The sequence below is a fragment of the Paenibacillus sp. GCM10027629 genome (genome assembly GCF_042676425.1).
Taxonomy (GTDB): domain Bacteria; phylum Bacillota; class Bacilli; order Paenibacillales; family Paenibacillaceae; genus Paenibacillus_K; species Paenibacillus_K terrigena.
The window spans coordinates 113,288-129,196 of record NZ_JBHTGZ010000003.1; the positions used below are offsets into that span (position 1 = coordinate 113,288).

The 15,909-nt window shown below is 45.0% G+C and carries 9 protein-coding genes; all 9 read left to right on the forward strand.

Annotation, left to right across the window (positions count from 1 at the left end; all coding sequences use genetic code 11):
• Positions 1 to 53: 53 nt before the first annotated feature.
• The 9 genes from ACFQZR_RS01465 to ACFQZR_RS01505 all read left to right on the forward strand — a co-directional run bounded on the left by ACFQZR_RS01465 (position 54) and on the right by ACFQZR_RS01505 (position 15,625).
• Positions 54 to 1,178: an ABC transporter ATP-binding protein gene (locus tag ACFQZR_RS01465; protein ID WP_379342182.1), complete on the forward strand. Its 1,125-nt coding sequence runs from the start codon at positions 54 to 56 to the stop codon at positions 1,176 to 1,178.
• Positions 1,171 to 2,823 carry an ABC transporter permease gene (locus ACFQZR_RS01470; protein ID WP_379342184.1) on the forward strand — a complete coding sequence of 551 codons (1,653 nt, stop codon included), beginning with the start codon at positions 1,171 to 1,173 and terminating at the stop codon, positions 2,821 to 2,823. Before ACFQZR_RS01465 ends, ACFQZR_RS01470 begins: the two co-directional genes overlap by 8 nt.
• Positions 2,824 to 2,864: 41 nt before the next feature.
• A complete protein-coding gene (locus ACFQZR_RS01475; RefSeq protein WP_379342186.1) occupies positions 2,865 to 3,959 on the forward strand; it encodes a GntR family transcriptional regulator in 1,095 nt (364 codons plus the stop codon).
• Between the two features lie 52 nt (positions 3,960 to 4,011).
• Positions 4,012 to 5,022 carry a permease gene (locus ACFQZR_RS01480; RefSeq protein ID WP_379342188.1) on the forward strand — a complete coding sequence of 337 codons (1,011 nt, stop codon included), beginning with the start codon at positions 4,012 to 4,014 and terminating at the stop codon, positions 5,020 to 5,022.
• The gene (locus tag ACFQZR_RS01485; protein ID WP_379342190.1) at positions 5,019 to 5,945 is read left to right on the forward strand and encodes a TIGR03943 family putative permease subunit; all 927 of its coding nucleotides are present in this window, start codon (positions 5,019 to 5,021) and stop codon (positions 5,943 to 5,945) included. The genes ACFQZR_RS01480 and ACFQZR_RS01485 overlap by 4 nt, the downstream gene beginning before the upstream one ends.
• A gap of 25 nt (positions 5,946 to 5,970) precedes the next feature.
• A complete protein-coding gene (locus tag ACFQZR_RS01490) occupies positions 5,971 to 7,035 on the forward strand; it encodes a HupE/UreJ family protein (protein WP_379342192.1) in 1,065 nt (354 codons plus the stop codon).
• A gap of 293 nt (positions 7,036 to 7,328) precedes the next feature.
• Entirely contained in the window at positions 7,329 to 9,881 is a 2,553-nt protein-coding gene (locus ACFQZR_RS01495; protein ID WP_379343742.1) for an endonuclease/exonuclease/phosphatase family protein, read from the forward strand.
• Between the two features lie 209 nt (positions 9,882 to 10,090).
• On the forward strand, positions 10,091 to 10,891 hold the full coding sequence (locus ACFQZR_RS01500; RefSeq protein ID WP_379342194.1) for a PHP domain-containing protein: 801 nt from the start codon (positions 10,091 to 10,093) through the stop codon (positions 10,889 to 10,891).
• A 219-nt stretch (positions 10,892 to 11,110) separates the two neighbouring features.
• Complete coding sequence (locus ACFQZR_RS01505; protein ID WP_379342196.1) at positions 11,111 to 15,625, forward strand: LamG-like jellyroll fold domain-containing protein; 4,515 nt, start codon at positions 11,111 to 11,113, stop codon at positions 15,623 to 15,625.
• Positions 15,626 to 15,909: the final 284 nt, after the last annotated feature.

Sequence of the window (15,909 nt, forward strand, 5' to 3'; positions counted from 1 at the left end):
GAGAAGCCTGTTACATTCGTGTTGCAGGCTTCTATTGCGAGGGAGGAAGTTAAGTGAGCGTAGCCATACATGTCAATAAGGTCGTTAAGAAATACGATAACGGCCAAATTACGATTATACCGGGGCTTTCCGTTGATATCAAAAACGGTGAGTTCTTCACTTTGCTTGGACCATCGGGTTGCGGCAAAACGACATTGCTCAGAATGATTGCGGGGTTTAACTCGATTGAGGGAGGCGAGATACATTTTGACGATCTAGTCATCAATGATATACCTGCCCACAAGAGAAACATTGGCATGGTATTCCAGAATTATGCCATCTTCCCGCATCTGACGGTACAGCAAAATATAGAATACGGCTTGAAGCTAAGAAAACTATCCAAAGCTGAGAGGCAGAAAAAAACAGACGAAATGATGAAGGTCGTAAAAATCGATCCGTACAAGGAAAGACTTCCGGAGAAGCTCTCCGGCGGACAGCAGCAACGGGTAGCGTTAGCGAGGGCTATAGTCATCCGTCCCAGTGTTCTTCTGATGGACGAACCACTCTCGAATCTGGATGCCAAGCTGAGGGTTGATATGAGAACTGCGATCAGGGACATACAAAAAAATGTAGGCATTACCACCGTCTATGTAACCCATGATCAAGAGGAGGCTCTGGCCATATCCGATCGCATTGCAGTCATGAAGGATGGCGTCATTCAACAGGTTGGAAATCCGAGAGATATCTACTCCCGTCCGGCCAATACATTCGTATCGAGCTTCATTGGCCATTCCAACTTCTTCAAGGGAACGATTCGGATTCAAGCGAACGAAACACGCATCGTGTTCAATGACGGTTATGAAATACTTGTTCATAATTTGGTCGATGACGTGATAGATGGACAGCATGTCATTATCGCGGTCAGGCCCGAACAATTTTCCGTTGTTGAGAGCGGCTTGGAAGCAACAATCCGTAAAAGCACTTTTCTGGGTCAATACAACAATTACGGGGTAACCTTCCATGATGGAATGATGATGGATGCGGACCTGTCTTGCGAATTTGTTCAAGATTTGGGTCAAGCGAGCAGATTTTACGAAGCAGAGGATAAGCTGTATTTGATGCCAAACCCTAATAAAATCAACGTGTTTACCGAGGACGGAGAACGGAGCTTAATCAAGGGTGTGAAGAAATATGACTAAATTCAAGATTAAGTTTGATTTCTGGACCGTTATAACCTTGGGTATAGCCATACTTTTCGCGATATTCTTGATCACTCCAATGTTTGCCTTGTTAGTAAGCGGTTTTAAAGATTCTGTGACCGGCGAATTTACATTTCATCATTTTGTTAAGTTTTTTCAGAAAAAATATTATTATCGCGGTCTAATCAACAGTTTTATGATTTCCTGCTGCGTAACCGTTCTTGCGGTATTGATCGGCGCCCCGTTGGCCTATCTCATGTCTGCATACAAAATCAAAGGCAAAAAACTAATTGAAATCTTGATTATTATATCGATGTTGTCGCCGCCGTTTATCGGAGCGTACTCCTGGGTCATTCTATGCGGTCGTAGTGGCGTAATTACAAAATGGTTTCAATCTTTAGGGATTGAGCTTCCAAGCATATATGGTTTTGGAGGAATTTTACTCGTATTGACTTTGAAATTATACCCTTATATCTATCTTTATGTGTCCGGAGCATTGAAGAAGATTGACGTGTCGCTTGGCGAGGCAGCAGAAAGCCTGGGATGCAGTCCAGTTAAGAAGGTATTTACAATCATCCTACCGTTGATTGCCCCAACATTGCTCGCAGGTTCCCTGCTCGTTTTTATGATTGCGATCGAAGATTTCGGCACCCCGATGCTAATCGGAGAAGGCTTTAATGTTATGCCGGTTATGATCTATTCCGAATTTGTTAGCGAAGTAGGCGGGCAGGCAAATTTTTCGGCGGCAATGTCTGCCATTATGGTATTGATTACTGCCCTGTTATTTATGGGCCAGAAGTATATTATCAGTAAAAAATCTTTCACAATGAGTTCCTTAAGGCCGATACAGCCTGCTGCATTCCAAGGTACTCGAGGGATATTGTCCCATATCGCCATCTATTTTATCGTTTTCTTGGCTATTCTTCCGCAGTTGACCGTCGTGGTGACATCCTTCCTGGAGACGAAGGGATCGCGGTTCCTGGCTGCTTTCTCGGTGGAGAGCTACAAATCTGTCTTTCGAACTCTTGGGCAATCGATAGCCAATACTTACATGTTTGGCCTGGGAGCTATATCCATCATCGTTGTGCTCGGAATGTTCATCGCTTATTTATCAATCAGGAAGAAAAATCTGTTGACCTCTGTGATCGATACAGTAACGATGTTTCCTTTTATTTTGCCGGGCTCTGTCATTGGCATCATGCTTCTTATGGCTTTTAACCAAGAGCCGATGCTGCTTAGCGGAACGGCCATGATTCTGGTTCTTGCCTATGTTGTAAGAAAGCTTCCGTACACACTTCGATCCAGCGCGGCCATTCTGCACCAGATCAGCCCTAGCCTGGAGGAGGCGTCCATCAGTTTGGGATATTCCCCGGTGAAAACCTTCTTTAAGATTACTGCGGTCATGATGCTGCCGGGTGTGCTTGCGGGGGCGATTATGAGTTGGATTACCGTCATAAATGAATTAAGCGCATCAGTTATTCTATATACCGGCAGTACCGTTACGTTGTCCGTTGCTATTTATACGGAGGTAATCAGGGCAAGCTACGGAACGGCGGCAGCGATATCCAGCATCCTTACAGTTACTACAATTATCTCATTATTGATTTTCTTTAAATTGACAGGGGACAAGACCGTCAACATGTAGCGCATTCCGGTAAAAATCCATTAAAAGGAGTCTGAGTGGTGATGGCAGAATCGCAACATAAGTATCATCAAATCGTTAACGAAGTTGAGAGAATGATAAAGAACCGAAGGTTAAAACCACATGACCCGGTTCCTTCCGAGGGAGAACTGGCAAAAATGTTCAATGTCAGCACAATGACCGCCAAGATGGCGCTTAAGCATCTGGCCATTCAGGGAGTCGTTTACCGTATGCCCCGAAGAGGCACGTTTCTTAGTGATCGTCCAAGCGAGATACAACGAAACGACATGAAAAGTAATAGCATTGGAATGATCATACCCGAGCTGGATTCTTATATGTCCCAAATGATATCCACGATTGAATCAGAGGCAAGAGCGCATCATTACAACCTTATGATCAGAATAAGCAGAGGAATTGAAGACGAAGATTCTTGTCTTCGGCAGCTTGTTGACGAACGAGTTGAAGGGATTATTTTGTTTCCGCGAGTCCGCGATGATTGCAGTCAACAAGTATTGCGTTTGAAGATGGAAGGATATCCGATCGTAATGATTGACCGATATTTCCCTGAGATTTCAATAGATTGCGTGTATCCTGATTATTTTGAAGGAACCTATCAAATGGTAGAACATCTGATTGCACAAGGACATCGAGAAATTGGCTTAGTGACCAAAGCGATTTCATCGATAAGCCGGAGTGAAGAACAGCATCGGGGATACTTTACAGCGTTGTTTGATCATGGAATCCCGGTAATAAGCAAAAACATTCATATTATTGAAAAAATAAAAGATCGGACAAATTATTCGGACAATGACCCGCTACTGGATCGATTTTTACAAGAAAATCCGGACCTAACCGCTATGATATGCGGTGACGATTACATCGCGGCCTCCGTTTTATCTTCAGCTTTAAGACACCATATTTTGGTTCCGAATCAACTTTCAATCGTTGGTTTTTCAGATATTCAATTGGCAGCGATGCTCCCAGTTGCTCTTACAACCGTAAGGCAACCGACAGAAGAACTAGGTAAAGAAGCAATTAAGCTTCTCATTAGGCGCATGAACCATTGTGATGAAAAGCAGAAAACAGTGAAATTAAAAACTCAACTTATTGAAAGGAATAGTGTTTCCGTGCGGGCTTGATATGAGCCTGAATGTTATCTTCAAATAACTTATTATTTAGGAGCTAATACGCATGCCATCCACAATTTTTCGACTCAGCCTTTATACCGTAACGGCAATTTGCTTTCTTTTTATCGGATTGATTTTATTGACAATCGATTTTTCCCAGCTATCCTTCAATACGACCGAACATCTTCAATCTTTCAAAACATTGTTCATAAGTATTTTGTTGGAAGCGATCCCGTTCATCTTGCTGGGCGTTTTGCTTTCCGCCCTGATTCAAAGCTTTGTCTCCGAGCAAATGATACGCCGCTGGACGCCATCCAATCCCGTACTTGGTATTTTATTCGCCTGCTTGCTCGGCATTGTGTTCCCAATGTGTGAATGCGGTATGATCCCTGTCGTTAGACGGTTGATTTCGAAGGGTATGCCCGTCTATATCGGAGTCGTTTTCATCCTTACGGGCCCCATCATTAACCCTATTGTATTCGCAGCAACATTCATGGCTTTTCGCAATCATCCGGCTATGGCTTATTCACGCATGGGACTGGCCTTTGTTGTCGCCGCAATCATCGGTGCATTGCTGTACCGGTTTGTCAAAGATAGTCCGCTGCGTAACAACCGCTCCCAATTATACGGCCATGATTCAGGGGAAGGTCATCAGCATGAGCATGAGCATCAGGGCAAATTGACGACATTTCTTGTTCATGCGTCGGATGAATTTTTTGAAATGGGCAAATATCTCGTCTTAGGTTCATTGCTAACGGCGCTTATTCAAACCTTTATCCAGAGAGAAACCTTGGTTGATCTCGGGCAAGGACCGCTAACCTCTCATTTGTTTATGATGGGCTTCGCTTATGTGTTGTCGATCTGCTCGACGTCTGACGCTTTTGTCGCATCGTCCTTTCAAGCGACGTTTACATCCAGTTCTTTGCTGACTTTCCTTGTATTTGGTCCAATGTTGGATTTCAAAAGCACCTTGATGCTGCTCTCCGTATTTAAAACGAAATTCGTAATTATCTTGTCTCTGCTCGTCGCCATAACCGTATTGGCAGGAGGACTGCTCTGGGGGGGCTTATTATGAATGAAAACCGCTTGTTCAGCATGCACTATATTCTTCGCGCTGTCATTTTACTAGGCTTCTCGAGCTACATCGTATATTTGGTAGAAACCGACTATCTACAGTATTATATCGCTCCGCGTATGATGATTTTCGTCAAAGGATCAGCAATCGCCCTTTATGCCGTCGCCTGTTTTCAAGGCTATTCCGCCTTTCGCGCTTATCGGGGCAAACGGATGGCCTGCGACTGCGAACAGCCGGCATCACGCTCTTCCTTTCGAAACATCGTGTCCTACGGCCTGCTTATACTTCCTTTGCTTGTAGGATTTCTTCTGCCGGATTCGCTGATGGGCAGCTCTATGGCTTCGGCGAAAGGAATGAATCTGTCCGCAGCGAAGATGACAGTTGCCAAGAAGAGTGCTGTTCCAGCTAATGAAACTGAAAGTTCCTCCACTGCGCAGGCATCATCGGGCAATGAAAATACCGATTCGGAGCTGGAGAAGATGTTCCACGATGAGTGGGAGCCTGACTTATCCAAGATCGGAATGTGGCTGTATAAAAAAGATTCCATTGACGTCAAAGAGCCGCTGTACAGGGAAATCCTATCGACAATCGACCTGTTTAAGAATCATTTTGTCGGCAGAAAAATTGAGATCAGCGGATTTGTATATCGTGAAACGAACATGAAAAGCAGCCAGTTTGTCGTCGGTCGGTTTGTTTTTAACTGTTGTTCTGCTGATGCCATGCCGTACGGGGTGATGATTGATTATCCTACCGCACAGAACTTTGCCAAAGATACGTGGGTAAAGGTCACAGGTACAACTCAAATTGGGAACTACGATGGCAATGAAATCATCACGATAAAAGCAAGTCAAATCGAGGAAATTGATGCCCCGGCTTCACCCTATATTTATCCTAATTACGATCCTCTCCAGGATTTAGATTGAAGCTATCATGAAAAGAGGTCCGGCTATGAAACTACGTGTATTCCTGTCCTTGTTCATAGTTACCTTACTATTTTTTGCGAGTGCTAGAATTTCATTTGCCCATACCCAAAGTATGGGTTACTCGGCGGTATACGTTAAAGGTAACGTGATTGATTATGAACTTTTTCTTGATCAAAGAGACATGCTGGTACATTTTGATGACAACAAGGATAATAATCTAGAGAACGAGGAACTGGCCTCGCAGAAAGAGAGCATTGAATCGTTTATACGGAAAGATCTTCGTATAGATGTGGATTCGAAGCCCTTAACGATGGAATTTCTTTCGATGAACGTGGCAAAAAAGGGTTCCATAAAAGGCGTCATGTTGCAACTCAAGTTAACCGCTGATGAAGCGATCGAACAATTTAATCTTCATTACAATCTAGTGTTTGAAGATGCGCCTATCCATACGAGCGTACTCTTGGTCCATTCAGGGGAATTCTTCCATCAGGATATTATTGATATTAATAAAAAAGATGTTCAGATCGCCATTGCCCAGCCTGGAATTGGATCCGTCCTGTGGAAATATTTTGTACTTGGAATCGAACACATTTTAATCGGCTATGATCATTTGCTTTTTCTATTAGCCTTAGTATTAATCGCATCTCGCTTCAAGGATGCACTCAAGATTGTTACCGCATTTACGATCGCCCACAGCATTACCCTTTTCTTGGTGGCGTCGGGCCGCATTCAGGTCATCCCGTCTTGGGTTGAAGCCTTGATTGCTCTGTCGATCTGTTATGTGGCAGTGGAAAATATATTTGTTCAAAAGGCGAAATGGCGGTGGCTATTGACGGCCTTATTTGGCCTAATTCACGGCATGGGCTTCGCCGGGGCTTTGGCCGAAACGGGACTTCCAAAGGACAATCTGATTGGCACGCTCCTGATGTTCAATTTAGGTGTGGAAACGGGCCAGCTCATGGTCCTATGCCTATTACTTCCCCTCTTGCTATGGCTGCGAAGGTTCCCATGGTATCGTAAAATGATGATTTCAACGTCTTGCCTTATTTTTGTGCTGGCATTTTATTGGCTGCTTCAAAGATTGCAATGAGAACACTTCGTATTTTCTCCAGCTGCTTGGTATGAGCCTGAATATTATCTTCATATAACTTTAAAAGTAGAGTCATTGAATGTATCAGTGAACGTAGGTACGATGTCATTGGGGTGATACTCCTTGTAGTAAAGAAGGAGGGAGAATAAGATTTGACATTTACCGGCTAAGCAAGGCGACCACTTTTAACTTCCAAGATTCGACGTTAAAGGGCTAAGCAAGACGACAAAGGCCCATTCTTAACTATTAGTATTTGTACTAAAAAAATCTAGGAGAGTGGTAACTTGTTTAAGATGTCTATTTTTAAAAAATCAATTTTTGTCGGCGCCATATTGTCCTTGTTGGCGGTCCCGTTCTCGGTGGGGACATCCGTAAAGGCGGCGGAATCTTCTGATCTGGAGAAGGTTCAAATCAGAGTGATGTCCTACAACATTCATCACGCTGAAGGATCGGATGGGAAATTGGCCCTGAAACGGATCGGTGACATTATCAAAGACTCGCAGGCCGATGTCATCGGCTTGCAAGAAGTAGATAATAACTTCGGTCCTCGGAGCAATTTCGAAGATCAGGCCAAACTGCTGTCTGAGTATCTGGGCATGGAATACGCCTATGGGGCTAATCTGGATAATGGGGGCCATCAATACGGAACGGCCGTTTTAAGCAAATATCCGATTGTTTCTTCCCAGAATCATCTCCTTTTCAGCACGAGCGAACAACGGGGATTGTTGGAAACTGTAGTCGATGTTAAAGGAACCCAGTTTCGTTTCTTCAACACCCATCTTGATCACCTAAAAGCGGAAGAACGGACACGGCAGATCAAGGAAGTGCTGGAGTGGGGCGGGAAAAACGAAGGACCAGCAATCTTCGTCGGCGATTTCAATGCGATTCCGGACAGCGCCGAAATGCAACCGATGATGCAAGCCTATAACGATGTGTTCGGCTCATTGGGTCAGAACGAGGATTACACCGATCCATTGCCGAAGCCGGTAAAACGAATCGATTACATCTTTGCCTCCGAGAATATAGGGATGAAGAATGCGGATGTCCTGCTAACGGAAACGACCCGCGTAGCTTCCGACCATCTGCCGATTATCGCGGATTTGATGTTTGGATTGACAGAGATTAAATTGAACAGCATCACAGCACCTGCACCGGTAACAGCGGCCATCGGAACGGCTAAGACAGCGGCAGCTCTTGGATTGCCAGCCAAAGTAACGCTTGTAACCGATGTGGGATCCTTGGCTGCCAGTGTGAATTGGGATGTAAATCGTGCAAACTATGATCCAACTTTAACTACGGAGCAGACCTTCACGGTAACAGGAACCGTAACGCTGCCCGCTGGAGTCATAAACCCGAACAACGTACCGTTGACGACAAGCATTAGCGTATCTACAAAGCCTGTCGACCTAGTAGTAGCCCACTGGAAGTTCGATGAAGGCTCCGGTACAACCGTCGGCGATTCTTCAGGCAAAGGCAACATCGGAACGCTGGTTAACAACCCGACTTGGACCGATTCGGGCAAGATCGGCGGAGCGCTTGCTTTCAGCGGCGGCTCAAGGGTCGTATTCAACGCTCCGACAACTTTGAATCAAACGGGTGACGAGTCCGTGTCGTTGTGGTTCAAGACTTCTCAGCCTGCAACGGGCAATGCGAACCTTTTCCGTCACGATCAGCGTTTCACGGCCCTTCAAGTGACAGGCGGGGGTCAGGCTCGCGCGGCGTACTGGACCAAAGGTTCATCGGGTTATAAAGCGCTGTCGTTCCCATGGACTTACAACGATAACAACTGGCATCATTATGTAGCTTCTTATAATCAAGCAACAGGGCTCACGATTTATGTCGATGGTAACGTCGTGGCAAGCACCGGGGCGAATCTCGGACCGCTTTCGGCTGTAACGAATAAAATTGTGCTCGGAGCCAATGAAACTGGCGGAGAAGCTTACAAAGGAATGTTGGACGACGTTCGCGTCTTTAACGGTGCGTTGACGCAGGCCGAGGTAACGCAATTGATGAATGCGGGGATGCCTCAATCCACATTGACAGGTGCACATCAAGCAGCTCCTGGCCAAACATTCGATCTGACGATGGGACTAAGCGGCGTGACAGAAAGCGTATATCAGCAAATCTATGCACAAGATTTGACGCTACATTATGATCCGGCGAAGTTGCAATTCGATTCGGTCACATCCCTGAGAGATGAATTTGAGGTCATCGATCACAGGGAAATCGTGCCTGGACAGATCCGAATTGTAGCAGCTAGCGTAGGCGGAAAACAAGGTGTGTCAGCCCAAGGGGATCTATTGAAATTCAAATTTACGGTGAAGTCTGAGGTCCAAGAAACCGATACGGCCGTTTCTGTAGGCGATGTGGCCATTGCGAACGGAGAGGGAAATGAACTGCCGTTGAATGGAGCCTCTCACGCGCTGCAAATCAGAATCCCGGTTGATAAATCAGGTCTGAATGCTGCGATCACTAGCGCTCAGACGAAGCACGATGCAGCCGTGGAAGGCAACGAGAACGGTCTGTATGCGAAGGGATCCAAGGCGCAATTGCAGTCGGCGATCGATGCGGCGAAAGCGACAGCGAACGATTCGAATGTTACGCAGCAGCAGGTGGATACCGCGAAATCCCTACTAGAAGCGGCTATTCAAGTGTTCGAAAGCAAGAAAATCTCCGCGGATGTCAATGGAAAAGATGGTATCACAGTTGGAGACTTGGCGATCGTTGCAGCAGCTTACGGTAAGCAAGAAGGTCAGCCAGGCTGGAATGCGAAAGCTGATGTCAATCACGACGGTAAGGTAGATATTGAAGACCTGGCGATCGTGGCCAAGGCGATTTTGCAATAATCAGTTTAAAGAAGCCATTGATTCCAATTGAAATGGGATCAATGGCTTTATGGCATATAAGGTTCATTTTTACGGATAGTTCTATTTATTTCTCGGATTGTTCTCCATATTTCAATTCGTTAACATGGATATGAAACATGATTTTTAGTACGAGGAGGAGCAAAAATGAAGAGGTCAGTCAAACGGCACAAAAAGGGGTTGAGTGAAGCATGAGATATAGTTATCATATGCATTCCTGTTATTCTGACGGTACAGACACCCCGGAACAATTAATCAACCTTGCTAAAATATATGGAATAGATGCAGTAGCATTAACTGACCACGATACTGTTGATGGAGTAGAAGCCTTCATGACGGCTGCTGTAGGAACGAACATTGAAACAATACCCGGAGTAGAGATTTCATCGCGCATCGGTCAAAAGCACGTACATATTCTCGGTTATGGCATTGACATAAAAAACATAGCGCTACTAGAATTGTTGGATGCTTTAACTGCTGAAGCTACAGAGTACACTAAGTATACTTTTGAGAAATATATAGCTCGTAAGTACGGCTATTCTTGGGAACAAGTATTGAATCATAATCAAAAAAGAAAAGGGTTTTACCTCTCAGATGTGTTCTCTGCAATGTTGAAGGATGGATTGTTTAACGGCTGGGAGCAATACGCGGGCTTTGTTGATTATTGTTTCAAATTCGTAAAGCAGGAATATTCTGCTCCGGTTGAAAAGAGCTTCGACGTTATTAAAAAAAGCGGAGGAAAAGTATTTCTGGCGCATCCTAAACTGATGAAACTGAGCTTGGATGAAGAGTTAAACATTTTTAAGCAGATGAAAGATCTGGGGTTAGACGGCATCGAAGCATATTATCCTGAACATTCTCCCAAAGAATGCAATTGGTATGAACTTTGTTGTGAGAAACTAGATTTGAAAGTATCAGGTGGAACGGACTGGCATGGAAGAGCGCGCCTGAAATCACCTTTATATTTTGTTGGAAATGTTCATATCGTTTGATTTGAAGGTATAGACAACATACGCTGTTTCAGAGTGTCGAGAAAGTCTAAAGGACTTTTCGGCACTTTTATTTTATTTGGTGGTCACTGATATGAGCCTGAATGTTATCTTCATATAACCTTAAAAGTAGAGTTATTGAATGTATCAGTGATCGTAGGTAGGATGAAATCGGGGTGATAATCTTGCAGTAAAACATCAATTTTATAGGAGGTTCAATTCATGTTGGTTCTTAACAAGGTTAAAAAGTCATTTCTAGCAATAACGATGACGGCTATAGTCCTAGCAGGCAGTGCTGGCCTTAGTGCTGCGCTTTTTCAGGCAGAAGGCTCTGCAGCAGGGGCAGAAAAAACCGCGGAAGGTCCTATATTCAGCTTTATGTCGATATCTGACATACATGACAATACGACGAATCTTTCCAAGGCGTTGGATGACTCTGTTGCTAACAATGTCAGTGCAATAGCTGTGGTCGGAGACATCACCAATTTTGAAAGAGACGATGAATATGACGCTGTCATGAATATGATGAACTCAAAACCTCATGCTCCTGTATATTATACAATGGGAAATCACGAGTATGACTATGAAAATGATTTCAACATATCCAAGAACAGATTTTTAACGAAGACAGGAGCGCCGAGTTTAAACTACGATAAGTGGATCAATGGTTATCATTTCATTTTTTTAAGTCCTGAGTTAAAACCGGCAGGTTTTACTGACGAGACGATCAGTTGGTTGGATAACACGCTGGCTGAAGATGCCGACCCAAGCAAGCCGATTTTTCTGTTCTTGCATCAGCCATTAGACGCAACTGTATCTAAATCATATCCATCTGATAATTATTGGGGACTTAATTCACAGCAACAGTATAAAATAAAGGACATTTTGGCGAATTATCCGCAAAGTGTTTTTATAACAGGGCATCTCCATGATGATATTAAATTGGAAGGTAATTTATATAGTGATAAATTCTCAGCAGTAAGAGATGGAGCTGTTGTGAACAATCAGGGTTTAATATTTGATGTGTATAAAGACAAGGTGCAAATGAGGGGCAAAGATCTCAATTCTAAAACAACGATTTGGAATGGAACGATACAACTGAGACCGAATACAACCGGCGTATACGAAGCTGAAGAGGGTTCATTCTCTTACGCAACCCATGCCAATGATGTAAATGCGTCTGGCGGCAAGGTTGTCAATATGAAGGATGGAAGAGCCTATCTTGAGATGCTCAGGGTTGACGGAGGCGTATCAGGCGGCCAAAAAATATTGAAAATAAGTTATGCTGCCACTGCTGCCAATGCTTCGATGGGGGTATATGTAAATGGAACCAAGGTACAGACGCTTAGCGTTCCGACTACCGGAGGAACGGGTTCATATAGCGATTTGGATGTTGCTATTGAACTGAAGCCGGGTCCGTATAACAAGATAGCCGTAAAAAGAGACAACAACGCAACAGAAGTGAACCTGGATAAATTACAAATTATCGAACCCGTCAATTACAGCACGATGTGGGGATTCAACAGCAATGGCAACGACAGTATCCCTAATGGGTTCAATGCAACCCTGCATGGGAGTGCTGCCTTTGATACGACAAATAAAATGGAAGGTTCAGCTTCACTCAGCCTCGACGGTGCTGACGGTAATTATGCAAGTGCTGACCTTGTATCGACAAAAACTGACGATCTAACGCTAACAGCATGGGTGAAGTGGAATGGTGCAACTTCGGGATCGCAGACGATCTTATCCAATGGCGATGGCCTTACCAATGGTTATTCCATCGTACTGGATCATAATCAGGGCGATAAGGTGTCCATCGCGATCAACGGTCAGACGATCCTGGAATCGCAGACTGCTTTGACTGCGGGACAATGGACAAATGTCACTGCGACAAGTAGAAACGGCACCTGGGAGCTATATGTAAATGGCAACAGCGTACCCGTAACTAATAATGCAACAACTCCTGCTGCACCAACAACAGGGACATATATCGGTGCAGACAGCAGCGGCAAACATGGCTTCAATGGACGTATTGATGCTGTTAGGATCTATAATCAAGCTTTGTCTACCGATCAGATAAAAGCGATTGCCAATGAGACCTCTGACGCTAAGTTGGAAAGCATCGCAATTACAAATCTGCCAACAAAGCGGAGTTATGCGATAGATGAAAAATTTGATGTCAGCGGCATGACCGTTGTTGGCACCTACAGCGATGGTTCTACACGGAATGAGACCATAAATGGAAACAACATCACCGGCTTTAATCCCAGTGCTGTGGAAAAGGGTCAGACGTTAACGGTTACTGTGGGTGGGAAGACTGCTACTTTTACTGTAGATATATATACCTTAAAGGTAGGAACAGTATCCGTGCCTGGCGTGATAAATGCTGTAAACTATATAGCAAAGCATGACTTTATATACATGGGAGCACTAGAAACAGGCATTCTACCGAAAGACACATGGCTGGACTACTCAGTGAATGTAAAGAGTACAGGAAATTACCGTGCAAATTACTTGACAGGTAGATATGACGGTGGTGCTATTGGAGTTGATTTTATTGTTGATGGTGTTTTGCAGAACACAACATTATTGCCGAGTACCGGTGGTTGGGGGAATTTTAGGACAACTTCAACTACCGTAGCTTTAACTGAAGGTCCCCATACGATAAGGTTGAAAGTTGCGGAAAGAGTCGTCATTCGATCGCTTGAGTTGATAGAGCAGCCTGACCAAAAATTGAACAGCATCACAGCACCTGCATCAGTAACAGCGGCCATCGGAACGGCAAAAACAGCGGAAGCTCTTGGATTGCCTACCAAAGTAAAGCTTGTAACCGATGCGGGAACTGTGGATACCAGTGTGACTTGGGATTTAAATAATGCAAACTACGATCCAACTGTCACGACGGCGCAGACCTTCACGGTATCAGGAGATGTAACGCTTCCTATTGGCGTCATAAACCCGAATAATGTTCCTTTGACCACGAGCATTAGCGTAACTGTAAAGGCAGCCGAACTCGTAGCCCACTGGAAGTTCGATGAAGGCTCAGGTACAACCGTCGGCGATTCTTCAGGCAACGGCAATGCCGGAACTTTGGTTAACAATCCGACATGGAACGATTCGGGCAAGATCGGCGGAGCGCTTGCTTTCAGCGGCGGTTCAAGGGCCACGATCAACGCTTCGGCAACTTTGAATCAAACGGGCAACGAGAGCGTGTCGTTGTGGTTCAAGACTTCTCAGCCAAAGACCCTCACGAGCATTTTCCGTCACAGTAATCGTTTCACAGCCCTTCAGGTGGCAGGGGATCAGGCTCGCGTGGCCTATTGGCCCAATGGTTCATCCAGTTATAAAGCGTTGTATTTTCCATGGACCTACAACGATAACAATTGGCATCATTATGTGGCTGCCTACGATCGTGCACACGGGCTGAAGATTTATGTCGACGGTAACGTAGTAGCAAGCGACACAACGAATCTCGGACCGCTTCCGAATGTAACGAATGAAATCGTGCTGGGAGCCACTGAATCCGGCGGAGAAGCTTACGATGGACTGCTGGACGACGTTCGCGTATTTAACGGTGCGTTGACTCAGGCTGAGGTAACTCAATTGATGAATGCTGGGCAAGAACAGATGCTTAAGAGCATCACGGCGCCTGCAGCAATCACAGGGGTGGCGAACGGAATGGCCAAGACGGTTGAAGCTCTCGGCTTACCTGCTGAAGTAGAGTTGGTTACGGATAAAGGAAGCATGAATGCCAATGTGGCATGGAATGTCGAAGCAGCAAGTTATGATCCAACTGTAAAGACGGCACAGACCTTCACTGTAAATGGAGCAGTAACTTTACCTGCAGGTGTGGACAATCCGAACAATGTAGCCTTGACAACAAGCATCCAAGTGACGGTGCTTCAAGCGTCATCGCAGCCGCATTCCACATTGACAGGTTTAGATCAAGTAGCTCCTGGTCAAACATTTGATCTGACGATGGGACTAAGCGGCGTGACAGAAAGCGTTTATCAGCAAATCTACGCACAAGATTTGACGCTGCAGTATGATCCGGCGAAGTTGCAATTCGATTCGGCAACATCCTTGAGAGATGAATTTGAGGTCATCGATCACAAGGAGATCGTGCCTGGGAAGATCCGAATTGTTGCCGCTAGCGTAGGCGGAAAACAAGGTGTGTCAGCCGAAGGGGATCTATTGAAATTCAAATTTACGGTGAAATCTGGTCCGGCTGACAATACGACCGTTTCTGTAGACGATGTTGCCATTGCGAATGGAGAGGGAAATGAACTGCTGATGAATGGATCCTCTCACGCGCTGCAAATCAGTATCCCAGTCGATAAGTCCGGCTTGAATGCTGCAATTGCTAGCGCGCAGGCGAAGTACGATGCAGCTGTGGAAGGAAATGAGCACGGAATGTATGCGAAAGGTTCCAAGGCGCAATTGCAGTTGGCGATCGATGCAGCGAAAGCAACAGCGAACGATCCGAATGCGACGCAGCAGCAAGTAGATAGCGCGAAATCAGCGTTGGAAACAGCCGTTCAAGTGTTTGAAAGCAAGAAAATCTCCGCCGATGTCAATGGCAAAGACGGCATCACGGTTGGTGACTTGGCGATCGTTGCAGCAGCATACGGTAAGCAAGAAGGTCAGCCAGGCTGGAATGCGAAAGCCGATGTCAACCATGATGGAAAAGTAGATATTGAAGACCTTGCGATCGTAGCGAAGGCAATTTTGCAATAATCCGTTTAAGGAAGCCATGGATTGACCTCGCGGCGATTGCCAAGAAAATTATTGGATCCTAGCTGCATATGAAAGAACCGTCTGGACTATCATTTGGTCCGGGCGGTATTCTCATGAATAACTAACTCTTCCCCAATAGGGCTGCAAGTTACAAACAGCTCATGGCGGTGCCGACACCCTCATGAGCTGTTTGTTTCGTTAAGGAATACTCCTGGAATGTGTTCATTTTTTCGTATAGTTGTACCTTTTTTTCGGATTGTTCACCTTATTGTTTTCTCTTTAAA

What these genes read in the sequence shown, in the direction of transcription:
- ACFQZR_RS01495 (WP_379343742.1), top strand. Translation starts at nt 7,329, where the DNA reads ATGTCTATTTTTAAAAAATCAATTTTTGTCGGCGCCATATTGTCCTTG.
- ACFQZR_RS01505 (WP_379342196.1), top strand. Translation starts at nt 11,111, where the DNA reads ATGTTGGTTCTTAACAAGGTTAAAAAGTCATTTCTAGCAATAACGATG.
- ACFQZR_RS01490 (WP_379342192.1), top strand. Translation starts at nt 5,971, where the DNA reads ATGAAACTACGTGTATTCCTGTCCTTGTTCATAGTTACCTTACTATTT.
- ACFQZR_RS01480 (WP_379342188.1), top strand. Translation starts at nt 4,012, where the DNA reads ATGCCATCCACAATTTTTCGACTCAGCCTTTATACCGTAACGGCAATT.
- ACFQZR_RS01500 (WP_379342194.1), top strand. Translation starts at nt 10,091, where the DNA reads ATGAGATATAGTTATCATATGCATTCCTGTTATTCTGACGGTACAGAC.
- ACFQZR_RS01470 (WP_379342184.1), top strand. Translation starts at nt 1,171, where the DNA reads ATGACTAAATTCAAGATTAAGTTTGATTTCTGGACCGTTATAACCTTG.
- ACFQZR_RS01475 (WP_379342186.1), top strand. Translation starts at nt 2,865, where the DNA reads ATGGCAGAATCGCAACATAAGTATCATCAAATCGTTAACGAAGTTGAG.
- ACFQZR_RS01485 (WP_379342190.1), top strand. Translation starts at nt 5,019, where the DNA reads ATGAATGAAAACCGCTTGTTCAGCATGCACTATATTCTTCGCGCTGTC.